At 28.1% G+C, this 25,724-nt stretch carries 19 protein-coding genes; 15 read left to right on the top strand and 4 right to left on the bottom strand.

What is annotated here, in order from left to right:
* Positions 1-215: 215 nt before the first annotated feature.
* The 4 genes from CLPUN_RS17945 to CLPUN_RS17930 all read right to left on the bottom strand — a co-directional run bounded on the left by CLPUN_RS17945 (position 216) and on the right by CLPUN_RS17930 (position 4,382).
* Positions 216-830, bottom strand: a complete 615-nt coding sequence (locus CLPUN_RS17945) for a flavin reductase family protein (protein WP_077848613.1) — start codon at positions 828-830, stop codon at positions 216-218.
* Positions 831-930: 100 nt separating this feature from the next.
* On the bottom strand, positions 931-2,247 hold the full coding sequence (locus tag CLPUN_RS17940) for a D-alanyl-D-alanine carboxypeptidase family protein (RefSeq protein ID WP_077848612.1): 1,317 nt from the start codon (positions 2,245-2,247) through the stop codon (positions 931-933).
* A gap of 40 nt (positions 2,248-2,287) precedes the next feature.
* Entirely contained in the window at positions 2,288-3,010 is a 723-nt protein-coding gene (locus CLPUN_RS17935; RefSeq protein WP_077848611.1) for a type 1 glutamine amidotransferase, read from the bottom strand.
* 13 nt (positions 3,011-3,023) lie between these two features.
* Complete coding sequence (locus tag CLPUN_RS17930) at positions 3,024-4,382, bottom strand: Mur ligase family protein (protein ID WP_077848610.1); 1,359 nt, start codon at positions 4,380-4,382, stop codon at positions 3,024-3,026.
* 271 nt (positions 4,383-4,653) lie between these two features.
* On the opposite strand from CLPUN_RS17930, the gene zapA reads away from it, so the two are divergent.
* The 15 genes from zapA to CLPUN_RS17860 all read left to right on the top strand — a co-directional run bounded on the left by zapA (position 4,654) and on the right by CLPUN_RS17860 (position 25,452).
* The gene (gene zapA / locus CLPUN_RS17925; protein ID WP_077848609.1) at positions 4,654-7,350 is read left to right on the top strand and encodes a cell division protein ZapA; all 2,697 of its coding nucleotides are present in this window, start codon (positions 4,654-4,656) and stop codon (positions 7,348-7,350) included.
* A gap of 67 nt (positions 7,351-7,417) precedes the next feature.
* Positions 7,418-9,778: a U32 family peptidase gene (locus tag CLPUN_RS17920; RefSeq protein WP_077848608.1), complete on the top strand. Its 2,361-nt coding sequence runs from the start codon at positions 7,418-7,420 to the stop codon at positions 9,776-9,778.
* Between the two features lie 263 nt (positions 9,779-10,041).
* On the top strand, positions 10,042-12,402 hold the full coding sequence (locus tag CLPUN_RS17915) for an endonuclease MutS2 (protein WP_077848607.1): 2,361 nt from the start codon (positions 10,042-10,044) through the stop codon (positions 12,400-12,402).
* Positions 12,403-12,578: 176 nt separating this feature from the next.
* Positions 12,579-13,310 (top strand): 2-thiouracil desulfurase family protein, encoded by a 732-nt coding sequence (locus tag CLPUN_RS17910; RefSeq protein ID WP_077848606.1) that lies wholly within the window; start codon positions 12,579-12,581, stop codon positions 13,308-13,310.
* 15 nt (positions 13,311-13,325) lie between these two features.
* Complete coding sequence (locus CLPUN_RS17905) at positions 13,326-13,592, top strand: hypothetical protein (RefSeq protein ID WP_077848605.1); 267 nt, start codon at positions 13,326-13,328, stop codon at positions 13,590-13,592.
* A 161-nt stretch (positions 13,593-13,753) separates the two neighbouring features.
* A complete protein-coding gene (locus CLPUN_RS17900) occupies positions 13,754-14,287 on the top strand; it encodes a GNAT family N-acetyltransferase (protein ID WP_077848604.1) in 534 nt (177 codons plus the stop codon).
* A gap of 431 nt (positions 14,288-14,718) precedes the next feature.
* Positions 14,719-15,834 carry an ATP-binding cassette domain-containing protein gene (locus CLPUN_RS17895; RefSeq protein WP_341425818.1) on the top strand — a complete coding sequence of 372 codons (1,116 nt, stop codon included), beginning with the start codon at positions 14,719-14,721 and terminating at the stop codon, positions 15,832-15,834.
* Positions 15,810-16,031: a hypothetical protein gene (locus CLPUN_RS28830; RefSeq protein ID WP_242954176.1), complete on the top strand. Its 222-nt coding sequence runs from the start codon at positions 15,810-15,812 to the stop codon at positions 16,029-16,031. Before CLPUN_RS17895 ends, CLPUN_RS28830 begins: the two co-directional genes overlap by 25 nt.
* A gap of 605 nt (positions 16,032-16,636) precedes the next feature.
* A complete protein-coding gene (locus tag CLPUN_RS17890) occupies positions 16,637-17,659 on the top strand; it encodes a phosphate/phosphite/phosphonate ABC transporter substrate-binding protein (protein ID WP_077848603.1) in 1,023 nt (340 codons plus the stop codon).
* 158 nt (positions 17,660-17,817) lie between these two features.
* The gene (gene phnC / locus CLPUN_RS17885) at positions 17,818-18,582 is read left to right on the top strand and encodes a phosphonate ABC transporter ATP-binding protein (RefSeq protein ID WP_077848602.1); all 765 of its coding nucleotides are present in this window, start codon (positions 17,818-17,820) and stop codon (positions 18,580-18,582) included.
* 1 nt (position 18,583) lies between these two features.
* Positions 18,584-19,405: a phosphonate ABC transporter, permease protein PhnE gene (gene phnE / locus CLPUN_RS17880; protein WP_077848601.1), complete on the top strand. Its 822-nt coding sequence runs from the start codon at positions 18,584-18,586 to the stop codon at positions 19,403-19,405.
* Positions 19,405-20,214 carry a phosphonate ABC transporter, permease protein PhnE gene (gene phnE, locus CLPUN_RS17875; RefSeq protein WP_077848600.1) on the top strand — a complete coding sequence of 270 codons (810 nt, stop codon included), beginning with the start codon at positions 19,405-19,407 and terminating at the stop codon, positions 20,212-20,214. Before phnE (CLPUN_RS17880) ends, phnE (CLPUN_RS17875) begins: the two co-directional genes overlap by 1 nt.
* 201 nt (positions 20,215-20,415) lie before the next feature.
* The gene (locus CLPUN_RS17870) at positions 20,416-21,927 is read left to right on the top strand and encodes a bifunctional metallophosphatase/5'-nucleotidase (RefSeq protein ID WP_077848599.1); all 1,512 of its coding nucleotides are present in this window, start codon (positions 20,416-20,418) and stop codon (positions 21,925-21,927) included.
* Between the two features lie 395 nt (positions 21,928-22,322).
* Entirely contained in the window at positions 22,323-24,293 is a 1,971-nt protein-coding gene (locus tag CLPUN_RS17865) for a methyl-accepting chemotaxis protein (protein ID WP_077848598.1), read from the top strand.
* 586 nt (positions 24,294-24,879) lie between these two features.
* Positions 24,880-25,452: a histidine phosphatase family protein gene (locus CLPUN_RS17860; protein ID WP_077848597.1), complete on the top strand. Its 573-nt coding sequence runs from the start codon at positions 24,880-24,882 to the stop codon at positions 25,450-25,452.
* Positions 25,453-25,724 lie beyond the last annotated feature (272 nt).

Genomic DNA, 25,724 nt, shown 5'->3' with positions numbered 1-25,724 from the left:
ATGATATGAAAATAGTAAATTCTAAAAATGGTGAAGCTGTTACTCCAAAATATGTAGATAGAAGTGAATTAACTGACGGAATTATTAATTCATCTTTAGGAAAAGCATCTTGGAATGTAATTCGTTTGAAAAAATAAGTAAGAAACAAATAACAGTATTAAAAACAGACTAATATTTACGTTATATTGGTCTGTTTTTTTAGATATATTTATTTTTTATGCTTTCTTTTTACTTTCATTAAGTTTTTTTCTAAGTTTCTTAGTTTTTTTCTTCATAACCGAAAATCCAAAAGAACCAATAGGCCTTTTTGATAATGGAAAGTATTCACCGTGGCAGTAAGCCATCATATTTGCATTTTCAAAACATATTTTACCTTTTTCATCTAATAAGTCCTCGTTAACATGAGAGCCAAGAACTTCAGCTATAAACATATCATGAGTTCCAAGGGGAACTATGCTTGTAACTTTACATTCAATATTTACAGGACATTCCTCTATGTAAGGCGTAGAAATATTAAGACTTTCTTTTAAAGTAAAGCCCATTTCGGTGATTTTATCATTTTTTTTACCAGATCTAACACCACAATAGTCAACTTTTTTTACCATATCTGAACTAGGTAAATTTACTACAAACTGCATAGATTCTTTTATATACTCATAAGATAATCTTTCAGGTCTTATGGAAATATAAAGCATAGGTGGTTTGGTATTTATGGTACCGGTCCATCCAACTGTAAAAACATTAGTTTTACCTTCATTATTTTTCGAAGTGACTAAAACCACAGGTACTGGATTTAAAATAACACTTCCTTTAAAATCAATTTTATCCATTTGTGATTACTCCTTTAAATAAAGGCATCTTAAAAAATTTAGAAGGTATATCAGCCTACTTATTTCAAGATGCCTCAATAGATTCTATGAAATTAGATTATTATCTTCGTCTCTTACGTGAGTTACTATAACGACTCTTCTTTTTACGTCTTGAATTAGCCGCCATACTTCGAATTAATACAATTAAGGTAATAATAATAACTATAGCAACTAAAGTTGAAACATATATTAGTATGTTTTCTTTAATTATGTCACCAAATGAAATTTCTACAGCTCCAGTAACTTCTTCAGAATGATTTCTTGTGGCGTAAGTTAACTTTACATTCTTATTAAAAATTGAATCCCATGCATTAGAATCTGTTCCTTTAAAAGTAATTTGAGATTCAGAATCGTTAATTGTATTTTTGTAATAAGATACATCTTGAGTCAACTTAAGTGGAACTGCTATAGTTTTTGTAGGCCCAAAGACAACAAAAGGTTTATATTGTATATCAGCTGTTCCAACGCTTTCCCCGCTTGATTTATATTTTGACTTAACAGCAGCATAACTATAATCCATAATAGAATCCATATCATTAAATTTTGTCATATCCGCATTATCAATTTGTCTATCCTTAAGGATAATACCTATTAATTGTCTACCATCTCTTTCATATACAGCAGCTAAACATCCACCAGCTTGATTAGTTGTACCGGTTTTACCAGCAATGTTGCCATTTCTATTAAGTCCTAAATTTCTATTTTCCAAAATTATTTTAGAATTATTTAGGGTTATTGGAGCTTTTTGAAGTTCCATAGTTTCTCTTTCCCAATCATTTGCAAAAGCTGCCTTTGTAATTAATGAAAGATCGTATGCTGTAGTATAATGATTTTCATCATGCAATCCATTAGCAGTTATAAAATTACTATTGTTAGCGCCAAGTTCTTTTGCTTTTTTATTCATTAATTCAGCAAAAGATTTAGAATCACCAGCAACATTATCTGCAATTACGTATGCAGTATCATTACCTGAAAATAATAGCAACCCCTTCATTATATCGTCAGCTAATACTTTATCTCCAACCTTCATGGTGTTGTGCATATAATTGATATTTAAAGAGTATTCTGGTTGTATTTTTGCAGATTGAGTAAATTCAAGCATATCAGTTCGCGATTTACTTTCAGCTAATATTAAACCAGTTAAAAGTTTAGTTGTACTAGCTGGATATCTTTTGCTATCTGCATCTTTACAATAGATTACTTCTCCAGTTTTTAAATCCATAGTCATAGCAGCTTCAGCAGTTATTTCTGGTAAACCTTCAGCATTAGTTGCACTTTTTGTAGCAGAATTTGCTGCATAGCTTGCTGGATTTAATGGATTAAATAAAGATAGAGAAAGTGTTAATACTAGTGCTTTTAAAATTATATTTTTTTTCAAGTGAAATCTCTCCAATTCTATTATTTCATTATATATTAAATTATTTTAATCTTCCAATTATTGATTTTTTTGCGTTAAGCTCAAAATTATCATTTAAAGATTCTAATTGTACATCTTGACCATATTTTTTCTGAAGTGCTAAAGTTAAAAGTCTATCTGCAAATTCAGGATTCTTAGAAAGGAAAGAACCATGAAAATATGAGCCAAAGGTATTTTTGTAAATACAGCCTTCAAGGCCATCATCGCCATTATTGCCATATCCATGAATGCATTTTCCAAGTGGAGTATGATTATTTATATAAGTTCTTCCTGAGTGATTTTCAAAACCTACATAGGTTTCATTGAAGGTTTCGTTAAATATCTCAGTATTTCCAATAAATCTAGTATCTCCACCTTCAGTATAAAGGTCTAAAATACCAAGTCCATCTATTTTTTCACCATTTGGAGCTGTATAGTATTTACCTAATAATTGATATCCACCACATATGGAAAGAAGAACCTTCCCATCTTCAACATAGTTTGTTAAAGTTTCTCCTTTTATTTCTTTTAAATCTTTCGAAACTATAGATTGTTCATAGTCTTGACCACCGCCAAAGAAGATAATATCCACATTTTCTTTATCTATATCTTCTCCTAAGGAACAATTAATTATATTTACATCAATTCCTCTAAGAGCTGCTCTATGCTTTAAAATAAGTACATTTCCTACATCACCATATACATTTAATAAATCTGGATATAGGTGACAAATAGTTAATTCCATGATTAAAACCTCCTTACCATAATTTATTGATATATCCTTTTGAATGAAGATATTTTCTGTAATTAATCATTGCAGTATAAGTTGCAAGTATATAAACTTTTTTTGAAGCTGAGTTCCTAATCTTATTTGTCAGTTCTTCATAATCTTCTTGTAAGATAAATTTATTTACATCTAAGCCAGCAACTTTTAGTCTTACAGCCATATCGTACATTCTAATTCCAGATATAAAAATATCTTCAATATTTAATGTTGAGATTTTTTCGAAATCTACATCCCATATCCAAGAGACATCACGTCCATCAGCATAGTTATCATTTAGCATAAATGCTGCTGAGAATTCATTCTTATTAAGAGCTAATGTATCTAAAGCTTGGTTATATCCAGCAGGATTTTTAACTAATATAATTTGTATATCTTTATTATCGATAGTTATTTGCTCTTGCCTACCAAAGCTTGAACTCTGATTTTGAAGAGAGGTTTTAATTACTGAGTCTTCCACACCAAGTTCTTTTGAAATTGCAAAAGCACATAAACCATTATAGATATTATACGCTCCTGATTGACTTATGAAAACTTCCGTATCATTAATTAAAACAGAAGAATTTTCAGCTGTTAAATCAAAAATTGTATTTACAGCATAATTAAGCTGAGAACGCTTATAGCCACATTCAGGGCAATAAAAAGAACCTAAATGATTATAAGTAATTAAGTCATAAGAATATGGTGCTTTACAGAATTTGCAAAACTTTGCATCAGCATTTAAATCTAAAGATGCATTTTCTTTTATTGGAGTATTAAAACCATAATATACAACTGGATTTTTAACATCTAACCTTCCAAGTAAAGATTCATCACCATTTAGTACTAATTTAGATCCAGGAACTTTAGTTATACCCTCTAAGATTTTAACTAAAGTAGTATAAACTTCTCCATATCTATCTAATTGATCTCTAAATAAATTAGTTACAGTTATTATTTCTGGAGTTAAATATTCTGTAATGAATTTAACGTTAGCTTCGTCAACTTCAATTACTGCATATGGATTTTCTTTCTTTTTGAAAAAAGAATAATTTGAAATAAAGCAAGCTACAATTCCAGCATATAAATTAGCACCAGTATTATTAGTAATAACATTAAATTTATTTTCTTTTAATATATTATAAATCATACTAGTAGTTGTTGTTTTGCCATTTGTCCCAGTTACTAAAATTATTTTATATCCTTTACTTACTGTTTTTAAGATTGACTTATCAATTTTTAATGCTATCTTACCAGGAAAATTACTTCCACCCTTTACAATATGCTTTGCAAGAAATGCAGTAAATTTTGATGATAAGATACTTAAAATAGATTTAATATTTATTTTACTCACCGCCTAGTTTTATTTGTATATTATAAGAAGGATTAACATAATGAATGAATGTTAATCACAACGAAAAATATTAAACAATAAAAATAATCAAAATAAGTATAGCATAAAAAATGAAAACTACGAAAAAAAAATATGAAAAAAATAAATAACCTTACTTTCTTTTTTGAAAATTTGAATAAAATTGGGTCTCAGTTAAGGTTACATAATTGTTTTATTAGTGAATATGCCCTATAATTAAAGAAATAAAGAATTTTAAGAGGTGTTATTAAATATGTTTAGAGTAACAGTTAATATAAATGGTATGAATTACAACTTAAAAGGCGATAAAGATGAAAAATATTTGCAAGGGGTAGCAAATTTTGTTGATGGAAGAATTAAAGAAATAATTTCTAAAAAATCTGGGTTTAGTACAACAGCAGCAACTGTTTTAGCAGCTGTAAATATTGCTGATGAACTTTATGAATGTGATTTAAGCTTAGATAACGCTATTAATGAGAAGAATAATATTGCTCATAAAAATGATTTGTTAAAGAAAAAGATAGAGGAAATTAATTTAGAACTAGAAAATCTTCTTAAAGAAAAAGAATTTCTTAAAGAAGATTTTAATAAAAAGGAAATAGAATTAAATAAAAAATATGAGAATTCAGGAAGTGTTTTTAATTCATTAAAGGCTGAGATTAATAATTTTAAGTTGGAAAATGAAAAGCTAAAGAATGAAAACAAATTAATTGTAGATGAAGTTAAAAAAAATAAGAATATTAATCAAACTATAAATAAAGAAATTAATGAGGTTAGGGAGAAGAATAAATTCCTTTATAAAAAGGTAGATGAAGCTAAAAATAAGGAACATAGATTAAGTAATCAACTGCAACAATCTAATGAAAAGGTAAATGCTCTAACCAATGAAGTGACTAATATTAATAAAGAAAAAGAAAAGCTGACGTTACAATTAAATGAAATGAATACTAAGAATTTAGATTTAAATAAAGAAATTGAAAAGCTTATTGAAGTTAAAACAACCTTAAATAATGAAAGTTTATTATTAAAAGAAAAGAATGTATCTTTTGAAGAAGATTATTCAAATGTTTATGATGAATTAAATAGAGTAAAATTACAATTAGAAGCTGAAACTATTAAAAAGGAAAATATTAATAAGGATTATGAGTTATGTAAGAAAAGCTTAAATGATTTAAATGAGTCATATTCTAAGTGTAATAGTGAACTTAGTGAATATAAGAAAAAATTAGAAGAAGAAATAATTAAAAACGATGAAATAGAAGATAAATTAAATCTAGAAAAGGAAGAATTAAATAAAAAAATTGAAACACTGTTATTAAGTGAAAAAGATTTAAATATAAAAATTAAAGAACTAATTAAAAATGAAGAAGAGATAAGTAATAATTTAAATTCTGAGAAAGAAAATGTAAATGAATTGACTAAAAAATTAGATGCAAATAATATGGAAAAGGCTGAACTAAATAAGCAGTTAAATGATTTATTTGAAGAATCAGATAAAGAAATTACAGCCTGCAGAGAAAAAATAAGCAGTCTAAATAAAGAAAATCAAAATTACGTAAATCAAATTAGTTTATTAAGTGAAGAAAAAGAAAACTTAGAGGCTGAAATTAGCAAATTAATGACATTACAAGATGAGCTAAATATTGAAATTGACAATATGAGAGATGTTAATGATCAGTTATCAGCTGAAATAGAAAAATGTGAAATTAATAAGGCAGCTTTAGAAGAAGAATTTAATGAATTAAAAATAGCTCAAGATAATTTAAGTAGTGAAAATATAAATATGAGAGTTCATAATGAAGATTTGTTAACTGAAATAGAAAAATGTGCTTTAGAAAAAGCTGCTTTAGAGAAACAAATCAATAAATTAAATGGAGAAAAACATAATTTAAATAATGAAATTAATAATATGAAAGAAATCAATGATAAGTTATTAAAGGAAATAGAGGAATATGCTTTAGGGAAAGATATCCTAGAAGAAGAAATTAATAAGTTAAAGATAGAACAAGACAACTTAAATAATCATATTAGCAGTATGAGAGAAATTAATAATAAGTTATCAAAGGAAATAGAAGAATATGTTTTAGAAAAAGACATTTTAGAGGAAGAAGTTAATAAGTTAAAGGCAGAGCAAGATAACTTAAATAATGATATTAGTAATATGAGGGAAACTAATGATAAATTATTAAAGGAAATAGAAGAACATGAATTTGAAAAAGAAGTATTAGAAGAAGATATAAATAAATTAAAGAATGATCGGGAAATTTTAGACAATGAAATTAATAATATGAAAGCTAATAATTCTGAATTATTAAAAGAGATAGAAAAAGCAGATAGAGAAAAAGAAGTATTAGAAGAGGAAATTGCTATAACTAGAAGTAATAATGAAAGCTTGAAAGAAGACTTTGTGAAATCTAAAACTGAAAGGGAAGAGCAAATTAATCTAAAAATTGAGGAAATAGAAGGATTAAATAAAGCTTTAGAAACTTTAAAATATGATTTACGAAGAACAAAGGAAGAATTAGGAAGCAGAGAAAGAGCCGTAGCAAGGTTAGAAAAGGAATTGGAAGATAAAGAAGGCATTTTCTTAAATCTAAAAAGGCAAATTGAAGCTAAGGAAGGAAGTTTAAAATCTATAAATCAAGAATTTGAAAATACAAATAATGAGTTATTTGAATTAAGAGAAGAATTAAGTAAGAAAAATAATACATTAACAAGCTTAGAAAAAGATTTGGCAAATAGTATAGTGTCTATAAATGAATTAGAAGAAAAAATTTCGATGTTAACTAAAGAAAAAGAAGAAATATCTAGTGAAAATGATAAACTTAATCAAGAATCTAGAACTTTCCAACATAAGGTGTTTGAATTGCAAGCTAAAATAATAGATACAGAAATAGAAGTTGCAAAGATAAAAAAAGAACAAATTGGACCTATTGCTAAAAAAAGATAAACTATGGATAACTACAAATTTTGAAGAATGAAATATAATATTTTGATTCTCTCACTTAGGAGGAAAAATGAATAAAATTGAATTACTAGCGCCAGCAGGAAGCATGGAAAGCTTAATTGCAGCTATAAATAACGGGGCAGATGCAATATATCTTGGGGGAAATAAGTTTTCAGCAAGAGCTTATGCCTCAAATTTTGATAATGAAACTATGATGAAAGCAGTGGATTATGCACATAGTTATAATGTAAAAGTATATGTTACTATAAATACTAGTTTAAAACAAAGTGAATTAAAGGAAGCGCTAAAATATGTAGGATATCTTTATGAAATTGGTGTAGATGCTATAATAATTCAAGATGTTGGTTTAATAAGCTTGATTAGAGATGTGTATCCAAAGTTTGAACTTCATGCATCAACTCAAATGACAATACATAATGGAGAGGGTGCTCTATATTTTAGAGAAAAGGGACTTCAAAGAATTGTTTTATCTAGAGAGCTTTCATTAGAGGAAATTAAGTATATTTCTAAAGATTTAGGTATTGAAACAGAAATATTTGTACATGGTGCTTTATGTGTATGTTATTCAGGCCAATGTTTAATGAGTTCTATGATTGGTGGAAGAAGCGGAAATAGAGGACGCTGTGCACAACCTTGTAGAATGCAGTATACTATTAAAGGTGAAACTTTAGGGGAGAAAAAAGCTTATCTCTTAAGTCCTAAGGATACATGTCTAATTGATGATGTAGAGGCAATTATAAAAAGTGGAACTGCATCTTTAAAGGTTGAAGGTAGAATGAAAAAGCCTGAATATGTAGCTGGAGTTACAAGTAATTATAGAAGATCTATTGATAAATTTTTAAGAAATGGAAAGTTTGATTTAAATAAGGGGAGAAATGAATTAGCTCAATTATTTAATAGAGAAGGTTTTGCTAAAGCATATTTGTATAAAAATGTAGGGAAAGATATGATGAGTTATAATTATCCCAAAAATACAGGAGTGTTCATAGGTCAGGTAAACAATAGCGGCGAAGTTGTATTAGAAGAAAATGTAGCTTTAGGCGATGGAATAAGATTTTATGATGATGGATTTACTTTAAGCAAGATTTTAAAGAATAATAAAGAGATTAGAGAAGCTTTTAAAGGTGAAACCGTTAAATTATTTCCTACTGGTGGATATAAAAAAGGTTATAGATTATATAAAATGTCGGACAAAAAGTTATATGATGAGTTAAAAGATGAGGTTAAGTCTTATAAGAGAAAGCTTGATTTAATAGGGAAAGTTGAATTTAAGGTAAATTCTCCGCTTGTTATTAAAACTAAATTTAATGGAAAAGAATATAAGGTTTTTGGTGAAACCGTTGAAGCAGCAACGAATACACCCTTAACAAGAGAAAGAGTAGAAGAAGCTTTAAAGAAATCAGGAGAAATTCCTTATAAATTCAGTCAAATTCTTTTTAATATATTTAATGAGGGATTTATTAGAATAGCATCTATAAATAATTTAAGAAGAGAATTATTTGAAAAGATTTTAAAAGATGAAGTTAGTTCATATAGAAGAGTGCGAAATGAAGAAAATCTGAAAATAAAGAAGATAAAATCAAATGAGGAGTTAGGATACATTTATAGCTGCATTACCAAAGATCAATTAAAAGCATTAGTTGAAGATGAAAAAACTCTTAATATAGCCCTAGATATATCCTTTAGCAGACAAAAGAATGCTTTGAATAAAGAAGATTTAAAGAAGCTATATGAGACTTCAAAGGATAAAAATATATACTTAAAATTACCTAATATTATTAAAGGTGAATATAATAATATTGTTAAACTTATAGATGAATTACTACCTTATATTAAAGGAATAATAACATCAAATGTTGGAATAATTAGAATTTATAAAGATAAACTATTTATAATAGGTGATTATAAATTAAATATTTTCAATAAAGAAGCAGCAGAGTTTTTTGCAGAAGATATAGATATTCCATGTTTAAGTTTAGAACTAAACAGGAAAGAAATAAAGGAAATGATGAAGGATATTAATTGTAAAGTTGGCGTTAATGTTTATGGTAATACTGAACTTATGGTTAGTGAATATTGTCCTATAGGAAGTACCTTTGGAGGGAAAACTTCAAAGAAGGAATGTAATGGTGCATGTATGAAAGATAACTTTAGGCTGATAGATAGAATGAATGAAAGCTTTAACGTTATAGCAGATAATAATTGCAGAAGTTATATATTAAATTCATTACCTACAAATTTAATTGAACAGGTTGATGAATTAAAGACTTTTAATATTACCAATTTTAGGGTAGACTTTAAAGATGAGAGCTATGAAGAAGTTAAGGATATTTTAAATCAAATATCTTGTGGTAAAAAAAATGAAAATAAAAAATATACTCAAGGTCATTATAGACGAGGAGTTGAATAACAGTTAAGAGTTAACTATGAATAGTGAGGCGGAAAATTTAAAGAGAAAGTTGGAAAAACGGAATATAAAATGATATATGGAGATTTTAGAATTGAAACATTAAAGTTAGATTTTTGAATTCTGGCTTTGGACTTATATTATTACATATATTTAGTTTTCTTCAGAATTTTCCAGGAAATAAACATCTAAAATTCTGTAAGGATTTTTCCAAACTCTGAACTCTTAACTCATGACTTTTAACTGATTTAAGGGGTGTGTAGTAAATGAATGAACGTTCTCTAAGAATATTAGAGTTTTATAAAATCAAAGATAAAATTAAAAAATATGCTCGAACGAATGTAGGAAAAGCAATGGTTGAAGCACTTGAACCTTATGATAATGTATATGAAATAAATAATAAACTGGAAGAAACAAATGAAGCTCTTGAAATACTAATTGGCAAGGGTAATCCTCCTCTTGAAGGTCTTTTTGATATTCAAGAAGGGATTGAAAGAGCTAAAAAAGGTGGTACTTTAACACCAGAACAATTACTTCGAGTTGGAGGAATGCTTAGAGTTTCTAGAACAATGAAGGAATTCTTTAAGAGAGAAGAAGCTGAAAAAGCATATCCAAGACTTGAAGATTTAGCATACATACTAATTCCAATAAAACCATTGGAAGATGCAATAGAAAAAGCTATAGTATCAGAAGAGGAGATTAGCGATAAAGCTAGTCAAACTTTATATAATATAAGAAGAAGTCTTAAGGAAAAGAATTCTTCTGTTAGGGAAAAAATAAGTTCTATAGTTAAAAGTAATTCTAAGTATTTACAAGATGATTTGTATACTATGAGAGGCGATAGATATGTAATTCCTGTAAAATCTGAATACAAGAGCCAAGTACCTGGCCTTGTACATGATCAAAGTTCAACAGGAGCTACATTTTTTATTGAACCTATGAGTTTGGTAAATTTAAATAATGAGATAAGAGAGTTAGTTTTAAAAGAAAAAGCTGAAATAGAAAGAATATTAGAAGAGCTTTCAGCAAAAGTTAAAGATAATGGAGAACAATGTTTAAGCAACTTTAAAGTACTTATTGAATTTGACTTTATATTTGCAAAAGGAAAATATGCATCTGCATTAAATGCTATAAAACCAATAGTTAGAGAAGATGGAGTATTTAGCATATTATCAGGAAGGCATCCTTTAATAGATGCAGATAAAATTGTGCCATCAGATGTTTATTTAGGTGAAGAGTTCCAAACTTTAATGATAACAGGACCGAATACTGGAGGTAAAACTGTTACTATTAAAACTGTTGGATTACTGCATATTATGGGATTAAGTGGACTTTTAATACCAGCTCGTGATAATTCATCTATAGCATTTTTTACAGAGATTTTTGCAGATATTGGTGATGAACAAAGTATTGAACAAAGTTTATCTACATTTTCATCTCATATGACTAATACAGTTAATATTATGAGACATGTAGATGATAAGTCATTAGTACTTTTTGATGAACTTGGAGCAGGGACTGATCCAGCAGAAGGAGCAGCACTTGCTGTGTCTATTTTAGAGACCTTAAGAAAGAGAGGGGCAAAGTTAATTGCAACAACTCACTATAGTGAACTTAAGGCATATGCATTAAAAACAGAAGGTGTTGAAAATGCATCTGTTGAATTTAATATAGAAACACTAAGCCCAACATATAGATTGTTGATTGGTGTACCAGGAAAATCTAATGCTTTTGAAATATCTAAGAGATTAGGTCTTGTAGAAGGTGTAATAAAAAGAGCTAAAGAATATATGTCAGAAGAAAATCTTCAATTTGAAAATTTAATTAGAGAGCTTCAAGAAAAAAGTATTATAGCAAAACAAGAGGCAAGAGAAGCTAAGAAACTTAAAGATGAAGCCGAGGAACTTAAGAAAAAGTTTGAAGAGAAACTTGAAAAGCTAGAAAAAACTAGAGAAAAAGCTTATATGGATGCTAGACGTGAAGCAAAAGATATAATATCAAATGCAAAAGATGAAGCTGATGATATATTAAAGGCTATGAGAGAACTTGAAAAGCTTGGTATATCAACTGGCGGAAGGCAAAGACTTGAAGATGAACGTAAAAAGCTTAAAGAAAACCTAGAAAAGCAAGAAAAAGAACTTCATAATATGAAAGAAAATGAAGGAGAAGCTATAAGTAAAGTAACTCTTGGAATGGAAGCATTTCTACCTTCATTAAATCAAAAAGTAATAGTTATTTCTATGCCAGATAGTAAAGGTGAAGTTCAAGTTGAAGCTGGAATAATGAAAATAAGTGTTAAACTAAAAGATTTAAGACAAACTCAAGCAAGTAAAGCAGAAAAGGTAAGAAAAAAGAGAGAAGTAAAACTTAATTTAAGTAGTATTGAATCAAGAGTAGATTTAAGAGGATTAGATGCAGAAGAAGCATGTTATAAAGCAGATAAATATTTAGATGATGCTTATAGAGCTAACCTAGGAGAAGTAACTGTAGTTCATGGTAAAGGTACAGGAGTACTTAGAAAAGCGATAAATGATATGCTTAAGAGACATCCTCATGTAAAGTCATATAGATTAGGCGCTTATGGCGAAGGTGGAGATGGAGTTACTATGGTAGAGCTAAAGGCTTAATACAGTTAGCAGTTAACAATCAAGTAGAAAATTACTTTGTAATTTGTATATTTATTTTTAAATTTTGTGGGAAAAATGAATGTCCAAATTTTATATTTGGAAGCATGAACTTTCCCTGTGGCTTTGCTCAATAATTGTTAACTGATAACTGTTAACTGAATAAACGAGGTGATGATATGTATATAATAAGTGCATGTTTATGTGGCGTTAATTGTAGATATGATGGAAAAAACAATACAAATGAACGTTGCTTAAAATTATTTAAAGAAGGAAAAGCTGTTTTAGTATGCCCTGAACAACTAGGGGGACTACAAACACCAAGAGATCCAGTTGAATTAAATAGCCCAGCAAGTCAAGTTATAGATGGCGATGGGAAAGCAATAAATAACAAAGACGAAGATATGACTAAACAATTTTTAGATGGAGCTTATGAAACGTTAAAAATTGCTAGAATGCTTGGATCTACTAAAGCTATATTAAAAGAAGGAAGTCCTTCTTGCGGAAGTAATTTTGTATATGATGGAACTTTTACTGGGAATAAAATTGAAGGAAAAGGGATAACAGCTTATCTTTTAGAAAAAGAAGGAATAACTGTATTTTCAGATGAAGATCTAGAAGTAAATAATAGTAAACTTGTATACCTTAATGAATTTGATAGGGAAAAAGCTAAGAAGAGAAGGCTCTTTGAATTAGAAGAAGAGATGGAAGAGGGAGAAGAATATTTTGATTTGACAGAAAACTTGTCAGAAATGTCAGATCTTCCACCTAAGGTTGAAGAAAATGTCAAGAAGCTTATGATTTCATTAGCGCATGATTTAATGGGTTTTGAGGAATTGGATGAAATTGCAGAAGCAACTGGATTAAGTATTGAAGAAGTAGAAGAAATATTAAAAGATGGTGAAGACTAAGGAGAGAATTTTAAGGTGAGTACAGAATTAAGCACAATAGAAAAAGAAATTAAAACAAAAGAGTTATTTTTAAATATATTTCAAGAAAAAGGGGTATCAATAGAAGAATTGAAGGAAGCTATCTGTCAGTCATATATTGATGAAGGATTTGATTGTAAAACTTTTGATGATATACCAATAGAAGAAATGCAAACTGCAATTTTAGACTGCTATGAAGCTGGTGGGCTAAGTTTTAAAAATATGGATGAGGTATTTGCTCACGATTTCGATGAAGAAGACTAAATTATATTTATATTACATAGGGCTGTAATAAAGGATGTTCTTTTGTGTTATTGCAAAAGAAAATCCTTTATTTCTAATGTTAAATAATATTAGAAATGGGAAAGCAGTTTTGAGAATAATAGCAAACCAAAATATATCTAATAATAAAGTGGAGAGTAAAAATGAACAAGAAAAATGTGGAGAAATTTCAGAATTCTGATTTTGATAGCTTCTTTGAATTAATGAGTGAAGCATTTCCAAGTATAGAAAGAAGAAGCTATGAAAATCAAAAGGAGCTTCTTTATGAAGATTTGTATAATATAATAATTAATAAGGATAAAGATAATAAAATAAATGGTTTTATAGCTAATTGGCAATTTAATGATTTTAACTTTATTGAACATTTTGCTGTAGATAGCAAAAAAAGAGGACATGGTTTAGGAACATCAATGTTAAAAGAGTACTTAAATAAATGTGATAAACCAATATTCTTGGAGGTTGAATTTCCTGAAAATGATATTTCTAAGCGTAGAATTGAATTTTATAAGCAGTTTGGGTTTTATTTAAATGACTTTGATTATGTGCAACCTCCTATGCAAAAACAGCATAGTTTTTTACCACTTAAGGTTATGAGTTATCCTAAACCTGTTAATGAGATTGAATTTATGAAATTTAAGAATACTGTGTATGATAGAGTTTATAAAATTAATAACTAACTTGAAAATTTGTTAGTGTTGTTATAAAATCCATAAAAGTTTAGGAAAAGAAAAAACATACATAAGATGTGAAATTCACTTATATGTATGGTTTATATTATGTTAAAAGAAATTTGTAAATAGAGTTTGCATTTAAATTTATGTATTAGTGAAAGTAAATATTGTAACTTGATTACCCCTATAATTAAGATTATACTTAAAGAAGTCAAGTGTTAGTATTTAGCTAATACTTGTGAAAGGACGTGAATTAAGTGGTAATAAAACGAATTAACTACTCAGTACAGTTGAAATAATCTGTTAGCAGATTGTACTGAGATTTAAATAATTTGCTTACAGTGTCAGCTGTACTGATTTTTAATGTAATATTAAAAATTAAAAGGAGTACAGTTATGAAACATTATTTAGAGATTTTAAACAAGAAGTAATTAGATATTACCATTTATATATTACTAGGAATAGTCTTGGCCTTATTGAATTCCTTCAGCGCCAACTATTTTCAAAAAGTGCTAGATGATTTTGGAGCCAATACATTAACTATAACGACTCTTTGTATTTATGGTTTTGTTTTGGTAATAATATGTGGATTAAATTACATTGATGAATATCCAAGCTGCAAATTATCTGAAAGTATATATTTAGATTTGAAGTTAAAAGCACTCAGAAAAATGAGTACAATAGAATATAAGTATTATCAATCCTTAGGGACTGGAAATCTTGTTCAAAAAATAGAGAATGGCGGTAGTTCAGGTAAAAGTATATTATTTGATTTTTATTTTAAATTATTTTGGGAATTGATTCCAAGTATAGTTTTTAGTTTAATATTTATTGCAAGTATAGATAAGAATATTATGATTTATATTGGAATTGGCTATATATTTGTTTTTATAGTAACCAATATATTATTGAAATATTTATATAATATCAAAGCTCATATTTTAAATAATGAGGAAAATTTTAATAAGTATTTAATTCGTGGTTTCATGGAATTAGTTGTGTTTAGAACTAATAAAAGATTTAAGGATGAGATAAGCAAATTTAAGAATGTGTGCTTTTCCTATGAAGAGAAGAATATATTTAAGAATTTATCCTTTAATATTGCAGCGGGAAGTTCTGTTACATTAGTAGGAGAAAGTGGCTCGGGAAAATCAACAATTGTAAAGCAAATAATTGGTTTACTTAAAGTAGATAAAGGAAATATTTATATAGATAACAATGATTTATCTGAGATTAACTTAAATCATTTTTACAATTATGTTTCTTATACTTCACAAGAATCACCTATTTTTGATGAGACTTTGAGAGAAAATATTGTTTTCGATAAAGAGATTTCTGATAATGAAATTATTGAAGCGTTGAAAGGCGTTGGTCTTGTATCGTTTTATTCTTCGTTGTCAAAAGGGCTAGATACAGAGGTTGGAGAAAAAGGCATTATGCTTTCTGGTGGAGAACGTCAAAGATTATCCTTAGCTAGAGTGTTTTTTATGACGCAAAAATTGTTATATTGGATGAAGCTACTTCAGCTATGGACAATGTTACAGAAGAATTAGTAATGAAAAATATAATGAAATTCTTGAATAATAGAACAATTATTACAATATCTCATCGTTTAAATACAATAAAAGATTTTGAAAAAATTTATGTCTTCAAGGATGGAGAAATTGTTGATAATGGTGATTTTAACGAACTATTAGAAAACAATCAATATTTTCATGAATTATGGAATACTGCATTACAAAGTAGTTGATTAGGCTTTCTATTTATATTCGCATAATTTGAAACATAATAAAGCAAAAAAGGAACTAAACATTTCAAGGATAAAATGTTTAGTTCCTTTTTCTTCATGCATTTGAAAATCTCAGAACTGTGTTTTAGGAAAGGTATAATATTTGATTTTTATTTTAAATTATTTCATGAATTGCTTCAAAGTATAGTTTTTAGTGCTATATTTATTGATAGGTATACTATCATATATTCTATTGATATGGTTATGTAGAACCACTTACACAAAAGATAACAAATTATCAAAAACACGAACGATTGAAAAAAATTAATCATAATAAAATGAAAGATGAATTAAATTGAATGAAAATTCAAATTTCTTAAATTTGCGTTATAAAATGTTAAAACTTAGTAAAAAAAGTATAAAGTTTTAGGATAATATGATATAATATATAAAAAGTTTATAATAATGAAATGAAGTATAAAAAAGTATTTAAATCTATTGTTCGTCTTTCTGCTGTTAAATAATAAAAATTATTTAGTAAAAAGCATTTTATTAAAATGAATCGGCTAAAGGTTTTATTAATAGAATGTTTATATATATTTTATATGTATGAAGGAGAGTATTAAATGAAAAAAATAATTGCATTAGCTGCTACACTAATTATTTCTATGGGTCTTTTTGTGGGATGTGGAAGCGGTGACAGTAAGAAACTACCAGATGATTTAGTGGTTTATTTTGTACCATCTAGAGAACCACAAGAAATCGTAACAGCAACTGAACCTTTAAAGGAGTTACTTAAGACAGAATTAAAGAATCAAGGTTATGAATTCAAAAACATTAAAATCGAAGTTGGTACAAGCTATGAAGCTGTTGGAGAAACTTTAGTTGCAGGAACTGCACACGTTGGATTTATTCCAGGAGGTACATATGTACTTTATGCTGATGGAGCAGATCCAATATTAACTGCTACAAGAGATGGTTTAAGCTGTGATTCAAAAGAACCAGCCGATTGGAATAAAGCACCTATAGAAGCTTCTGACAAGCAAGCAACATATTATAAAGCATTAATGGTTGCAGGTCCTTCAGCTAAAGGTAAAGAATTAGTTGCTAAAGTAAATGCTGGTCAAAAATTAACAGCAGATGATGTTAAATCTGCAAAATGGGGTGTAATGGGAGCATCATCTTCAGCAGGATATATATACCCAAGTTTATGGCTAAAAGATAATTTTGGACTTACAATAACTGATTTACCAAATGTTGTTCAAAACAATTCTTATGGAGATGCTATGACAAGACTTGCTTCTGAACAATTAGATGTGATTTGCATGTATGCAGATGCAAGAAGAGATTATGCAGACAAATGGACAAAAGACTATGCTCGTAAAGATACAGTTTGGAAAGAAACTGGTGTTATTGGTGTAACAGATAATATATATAATGACACAATTTCAGTTTCTAAGAACGCAAGCTTTATAGATGATAAATTTAAAAAGGCTCTTCAAAATTCGTTTATAAATATTGCAAAAACACCAGAAGGACAAAAAGTTATATCAATATATAGCCATAAAGGATATGAACCAGCAGATTCTAAAAATTATGAAGCCGAAAAGAAAGCTCAGGATTTAGTGAAAGAAATGAAGAAAAAATAATATAAAATAGAATTATATTTAAGTATACTAGCAAGGGACTGTTTCAAAAAGAAAGATTCATTTTGAGACAGCCTCTTGTTAGTAATTCTATTATAATAAAGAACAATTTGATAAATATTAAAGTTAGCAGACCTGACTTTAGGCGTGGAGGTATTATTTTGATTAAGTTTGAAAATGTAGATAAAGTATATCCAAATGGATTTAAAGGATTAAAGAATGTTTCATTAGAAATTGAACAAGGGGAATTTGTTGCAATAATTGGATTATCAGGTGCAGGAAAATCTACTCTTTTACGTACAATAAACAAAATGCATGATATAAGCAGTGGGAAATTAACTGTAAACGGACAAGATATTACTAAATTAAAAGGTAAAGAATTAAGAGCATTTAGAAGAAAAATTGGAATGATATTTCAATCATTTAATCTTATAACTAGAATAAGTGTTATAAAAAATGTATTAACTTCTAGAGTTCCAGAGCTTCCAGTGTGGAAATGTATTCTAGGATTATTTTCTAAAGAGGATAAAATAGCAGCGTTAGAAGCTTTAGATAAAGTTGGAATTTTAGATAAAGCATATATAAGAGCAGATCAATTATCTGGTGGACAACAACAAAGAGTTGCACTTGCTAGAACTCTTGCTCAAAATCCAGAAATAATATTAGCAGATGAACCAGTTGCTGCTTTAGATCCTGTTACAGCTAAAGAAGTAATGAATGATTTTAGAAGAATAAATAAAGAAATGAATATATCTATAATAATAAATATTCATCATGTTGATTTAGCATTAGACTATGCAGATAGAGTAATTGGAATAAAGGCAGGGGAAATAATCTATGATGGACCTGCTAGTGAGGTAGATAAAGAAACATTAACTAAAATATATGGACGTGACTTAACTTCAGAAGAGGTGGCGAGTAATTAATATGAATACTTTAAAGAATTTAATTAGTCCTAAAAAGATAATTTTAAATAATGAAAAAGAAATTCAACCACCAATACCTAAATTACCATTTATTTTAGTTGGACTTATAATTGTAGTCATTGTATCGGCAGAGCTTACAGATTTTAGCTTTGAAAAAATTATAAGAAATGGACATCAATTTGCAGCCATTTTAGCAGCAATGATTCCACCTAACTGGGAGTATGCACAAGAAGTGATTAAACCACTTAAGGAAACTATACAAATGTCTCTTTTAGGTTCAATTATTGGTTCAATTTTAGCTGTTCCATTTGCGATCCTAGCTTCAGTTAATGTAAATCACAATAAACCCTTGCTACTAACTATAAGATTTTTACTGAGTTTAGTAAGAACATTACCAACGTTAATAATAGCGTTAATTGCTACTTTTGTATTTGATTTAGGCCCATTTGCGGGAACAATTGCCATTGCAATATTTACTTTGGGAATAGTTGCTAAAATGATTTATGAAAAAATAGAAACTGTAGATATGGGACCTTTCGAAGCCTTAGAAGCTTTAGGTGCAACAAAGTTAAAAGCATTTTTATCAGCTATAATTCCTCAAATTTTACCAGCCTACTTATCAAATTGTTTATATTGCTTTGAAGTTAATGTACGTTATGCAGCTATACTTGGGTATGTTGGAGCAGGTGGTATAGGACTAATTTTAAATGAAAAAATAGGTTGGAGAGAATATGATAAAGTTGGTATGATGTTGTTTATGCTATTTGTAACAGTAGTAATAATTGAATATTTATCAAAATACATAAGGGGGAAATTAAGATAATGAAAGTCGAAGTGAAAAATCAATTAGAAAAAGAGCCAAAACTTTGGATTGTAAAGTTACTATCAACCCTTTTTGTATTATCATTGATAATTTGGACATCTAATTCTATTGAATACCACGGAATTAAAGAATCAGGAGTTTCTATAGCTAAAAATATTCTAGTAGGGATTGTTTCACCTAGTACAGATCTTTTGATTAATTTTAATACTAATGGAGTACCCTATTTGCTACTTCAAACAATAGCTATAGCTATACTTGGAACTATAATTGGATCTATAATATCAGTTCCTTTTGCATTTATGTGTTCAGCCAATATTGTTCCAAAATGGATAAGCACTTTAGGCACAATAATAGTTGCAGCAATAAGAACTATTCCATCCTTTGTGTATGGATTAATGTTTATAAGAGTTACAGGTCCTGGCGCCTTTGCAGGAGTTTTAACTATTGGAGTTGTTTCTATTGGTATGATAACTAAATTATATATTGAAGCAATTGAAGATTTGGATAAAAACATCATAGAATCATTAGATGTTGCAGGATGTACACTTGTTCAAAAAGTAAGATATGGAATACTTCCACAGCTTTCTACTAATTTTGTTTCCACAGCTATATATAGATTTGAAATAAATTTAAAGGATGCTACAGTATTAGGCCTTGTTGGAGCAGGTGGAATAGGAGCACCTCTTATATTTGCGATGAATTCTTATAGATGGAAAGAAGTCGGAGCAATACTAATTGGGCTAGTTATACTAGTTGTTGTAGTTGAATATTGTTCGACAAGAATTAGAGCTAAGCTTGCTAGAGGATAAGATTTTAGTGCATAAGGCACAATATGAAGAATGATCCACAAGTATGTTTATCTAATATTTTCTTTCATGTGCTTAAGGCTAATTATATAAAAAATAACAAGTCAGTATGGTAGATTATTTTGCTGTTTTAAGCGATATACACTGTATTTTTGGCTTGTTATTTTATATGTTTAAATAAATATGTTTAGGGAAGGTGATTACATGAAAAACTTAAAAATTTATTTTACTTCAGATATGCATGGATTTGTGTATCCAACAGATTATACTGATAATGTTAAAAAGCCCATAGGTATGTTAAATATAATTAATTCCTTTGAGAAAGATGAAAATACTCTAGTAATTGATGGTGGAGATACTATTCAAGGTTCACCATTTACCACATACCTTTCTAAGAATAAATTCAATTATCACCCAATAGCTAAGGTAATGAATGAAGGAGGGTATGATTTTATTACTCTTGGAAATCATGATTTTAATTATGGATATGATAATTTAAAAAAATATATAGAAGAATTTAATGGACAATGCATTTGCTGTAATGTCAAAGATAAAAATAATCAAATTTCTATTCTGCCATATGCAATAAAAGAGCTTGATAATAAGTTGAAAGTTGGAATTATAGGATTTACAACTGATTTTATAAATATATGGGAACAACCTTATAATATTGAAAATTTCGAAATTCAAAACACTTTATTATCTTTAGAAAAACAATATAATAAGGTGAGAGATAAGGTAGATATCTTAATTGGAATTTATCATGGTGGCTTTGAAAGGGATTTAGATACTAATAAGATTTTAAGCAATACTCATGAAAATTTGGGGTGCCAAATTTGTGAAAAGTTTAACTTTGATATTTTACTTACAGGTCATCAGCATATGATTATATCAGGGCAAAAGATTTGCAATACATATATAGTTCAAACACCAGCTAATGGTCAAGGTTTTATAGAGCTTAATTTAAAATATGATAATGAAATTATCAAAATAACTTCACAGTTAAAAAAGCCTAAAATTAGCCCAAATGAAAAAATGTTTAAAGAATTACAGTCAATTGAGGAGCGAGTTCAAAATTGGCTAGATAGTCCGGTGGGTAATTTGGATATAGATTTAGATTCAAAAGATCATTTGGAGATGGCATTGGAAGGGTCAGTATTAGCAAATTTTATTAATTCTGTACAGATAGAAAAAAGTGGAGCGGATATATCTTGCACATCTTTTGCTAATTCAATAAAAGGATTTAATAAAGCGGTTACGGTACGTGATGTTGTCTCTACATATGTATATCCTAATACTTTAGTAGTGTTAGAAATTACAGGAGAAGTATTAAAAAAAGCACTTTTAAGATCATCAGAATATTTTAATTATGATGGAAAAGAAATAACAATATCTGATAAATTTTTAAAGCCTAAAATTGAACATTATAATTATGACTATTTTAACAATATTCAATATGGTTTTAAATTAAATAGTGATCAGAAAAATGAATTAGATTATGTTAAATTTAAAGATAAAGAAATTAAAGATGAGGATAAATTAACTCTTGTAATGAATAATTATAGAGCAAGTGGTGCAGGTGGATATGAATTTTATAAAACTTGCAAAATTGTTAAAGAGATTCAAGTTGAAATGACTGAAATAATCATAGATTATTTTGAAAGATATAAATGTATTAATGTAGACAAAAAGAAATACATTAACATTAAGAAATAATCAATAATAAATAAAATTTAATAAAATAAAGTCAAGAAAAGTGCTAATCTGTATATTATTCAGATATAGCGCTTTTTGCTTTTAATACTAAGTTTTTGTATTAAAAAAGTAAAGAATTTTACTTTAGATTTAAATTTTATTACTGATGTACGAATATACGCTTTAATTAAAAAGTTTTCCGAAATACTATTTTATTACATTTTTTTATATTAATGCATGATTAACACATAAGAAGAAGGAGAATATCAAATAATGTAGAATATTTAACAAAGATAAAGGAATTATTATATGTAAAAGTGTGAGGAGTTAAACTTTAAAAATTTACTACAGTGATTTAATTAAAATATTAAAGTCGTAAAATTAGAATTAAATTATTAATATGGAGGTAATAAGAAATGTTTAAAAATTTAAAATTGGGTACGAAAATAACATCATTACTTATAGCACTAGTTTTATTATCAGTATCAGTAATTGGAATTATGGGTGTAGTAGAACAAACTTCGATAATTAGTAATAATCTATCTTATACAACAAAGGAATTATCTTTAAGCTTGAGTCAAGAAATAGAAGGTTTTATTAATAATAATGTATCTGTATTGAAGAGTATAAGTGTTACTAAGGATCTAAACCTATATAATAGTGAGGATCAAAAAAGTCTGTTAAAAAAAATAAATGAAGAAAATAAACAATTTGCTATATTATTTGTTACAGATGCTAAGGGGCAACAAGTTGCTAGATCAGATAATGGTGAACTTGCTGATAATTCTGATCGAGATTATATTAAAGCTGTAATTTCAACAAAAAAAACATGTATTAGTGATGTATTAATTTCAAAAACTACTGGAAAGCCAGCAGTAGTTATTGCAAATCCAATTTTTAGTGAACAAGGTGAATTTATAGGAATTGTAGCTGGTACATTGGATTTATCAGTTATAGAAGATATGAGAAATAAGATTAAAATGGGTGAAACTGGATATGCTTATATAACTGATTCAAAGGGACAAATTTTAGCTCATCCAGATGAAAAAATGGCTGCTGAAAGAACAAATGTCTTAGAGGTAAGTATAGTTGAAAAAGCTATAAATGGTCAAGCAGGGGCAGAAATTTATGAGTATAAGGGACAAAAAACATTTGGAAGTTATACAAGGGTTTCAAATACAGGTTGGGCTGTAGTAGTTAGACAAGGTTATGAGGATGCTTTTTCTAGTGTTTCAAAGGCACAAATGAAAGCAATAGGTATAGCGTTAAGTATTTTAGCTATTAGTATTATAATTGGAGTAATAGTATCTAGAAGTATGATAAAACCTTTATTAACTTTAAAAGATGCAGCTAAAGAATTATCAGAAGGAAACCTTACTCATGAGTTTAAAGTTAATACTAAAGATGAAATAGGAGATGTAGCAGCGTCCTTTATAGACATGAGAGATTCCCTGAAGGAATTGGTTGGAAAAATTATAGATGCATCTAATGAAGTTACGAAATCTTCTAGAGATGTTTTAGATTCATCTAAGCAGGCAGAAATTGTGGCAGGTCAAATTGCAGAAGCAACTAGTCAGCTGGCATTAGGTAGTGATGAACAAGCGAAAAGTGTTGAAAATACATTTGGATCAATTAATAAAATAGTTGAATCTATTGATGAAATTTCAATTAATAGTAAAAGTTCACTTGATTCGTCAAGTAATGCTGAAAAATTAGTTGAAAATGGTGTACAAATAGTAAATGAACAAAATATAAAAATGCAAGAAAGCACCAATGCAGTGGAACAAGTATCAGGAATAGTTTTTGCATTAAAAGAAAAGGCTGTTGAAATTGGACAAATTGTAGAAGTTATTGAAAGTGTTGCAGAGCAAACTAATTTATTGGCATTAAATGCATCAATAGAAGCAGCAAGAGCTGGAGAGGCTGGTAAGGGATTTGCTGTTGTAGCCAGTGAAGTTGGCCAGCTTGCGGAAGAATCGAAAGACTCTATTTCTAAAATCCAAAGTATTATTAAGAATATTCAAAGTACTACAGGTGAGGCGGTAGAGAGTGTAAATAATGCAACAAATGCTATTAGTAAACAAAATCAATCTGTAGAAAATACATCTAAGGTTTTTAAAGAAATATTGGAAACTGTTAATAAGATGGGAATAGAAGTTAAGGCGATTTCAAGTAAGACAATAGGAATGAAAAATGCTGGAGACAGTATAGTACAAGATATGGAAAGAATATTAGCTGTATCTGAAGAAACAGCTGCAAGCACTGAAGAGGTAACAGCATCTACAGAAGAACAAACTTCTCATAGTCAAAGTATTGTTGGAGAAAGTGAAAAATTAAATACTTTAGCAGAAGAACTAAAGGGATATACAGATGGATTTAAAATATAACTATTAGAATTTGATAAACTAAAGGTAAATTATATAGAGGATAAAAAGTTTAAGTGGAAGTCATTAAATTAGACGGCTGTCACAAAGTAGTTAGTGAATTTAGTGAGAGTAAGCTACTTGTTTAGGAAGTATCTTCTTTAGCTTATTTATGATTAAAAGAGAAAAATTAAAATAAAGAGGTGAATATAGTCCAAATAAAGTTAAAATGATAAAGTTTATAGTATAATTAAATAAAAAAAGTTCTAAATATAGATATAAGTTATGATTAGTCATAAGTGACAAGATGAAATATGTGGAGGTAGGCAAAGATAGGGCCATATAAAAATTTTAGATATGGCAAAAGACTATTTATATTAGAGAATAACAGAAAGCCTAAGGTGTTTCATAAGCAGCAACATTCAAGAAAAACACATATTTATTTATGGATTTTTTTAAAATAGCAAATATAAATTTAATCTCTTAAAATTGAATAATGAGATATTTTTATAAAATAAATTTATAAAAGTTTAAGAAAAGTATTGCCATGAAGTATACTCCAAGGTTTATGATAATACTATAAGTTATTGTACAATAAGGAGGAATAGAAATGAAAAAGACATTATATCTAATGAGACATGGACAAACATTATTTAATGTCAGAAGGAAAGTTCAAGGTTGGTGTGATGCACCACTTACAGAATTAGGAATAAAACAAGCAGAGACTGCTTCAAATTATTTTAAAAAGCACAATATTACCTTTGATCATGCCTATAGTTCAACATCCGAAAGAGCATGTGACACTTTAGAGATTATAACTGATATGTCTTATACAAGATTAAAAGGTCTAAAGGAATGGAATTTTGGAACTTTTGAAGGTGAAAGTGAAGACTTAAATCCATCACTTCCTTATGGTAATTTTTTTGCTAATTTTGGCGGAGAAGAAGAAAAAGAATTTCAAAAAAGAATTGCCAATACTTGTGAAAAGATAATGGAAGAAGATAATGAAATTGTTTTAATTGTTTCTCATGGAGCAGCTTGTAGACAATTTATGAGGTATTGGGAACATACAAGTTCTGTTGACCAAAAAGAACGAATTGGGAATTGTTGTATTTTAAAGTTTGAATATGAAAACAAAGAATTTAAATTAATTGAAATTATAAATCATAATTTCAATGGTTAATATATTTAAAAAGTATTGCATTATTTAGAATTAAGATATTTTTTCTTTTTCTAGTAAGGGAGATATCCCAAACTATAACATTTTCTACTGATATGGTGAATTATATCATAAGTAAATGAGTTTTTACTAAAATTGGGATAGTAAAATGGAGGCAATGTACGCTTCGCCTCCATCATGAAACCCACGAAAATCATATTGGATTTTCGTGGGTATTTAAGTTTATTGTAATTAACGTGAAAAAGTACTTAATTTGTAGTTACTATGAAAAATGA

It is taken from the genome of Clostridium puniceum (genome assembly GCF_002006345.1).
Classification (GTDB): Bacteria; Bacillota; Clostridia; order Clostridiales; family Clostridiaceae; genus Clostridium; species Clostridium puniceum.
Note: the sequence above shows the minus strand (reverse complement) of the source record. Positions and strands in the feature narration are given on the sequence as shown.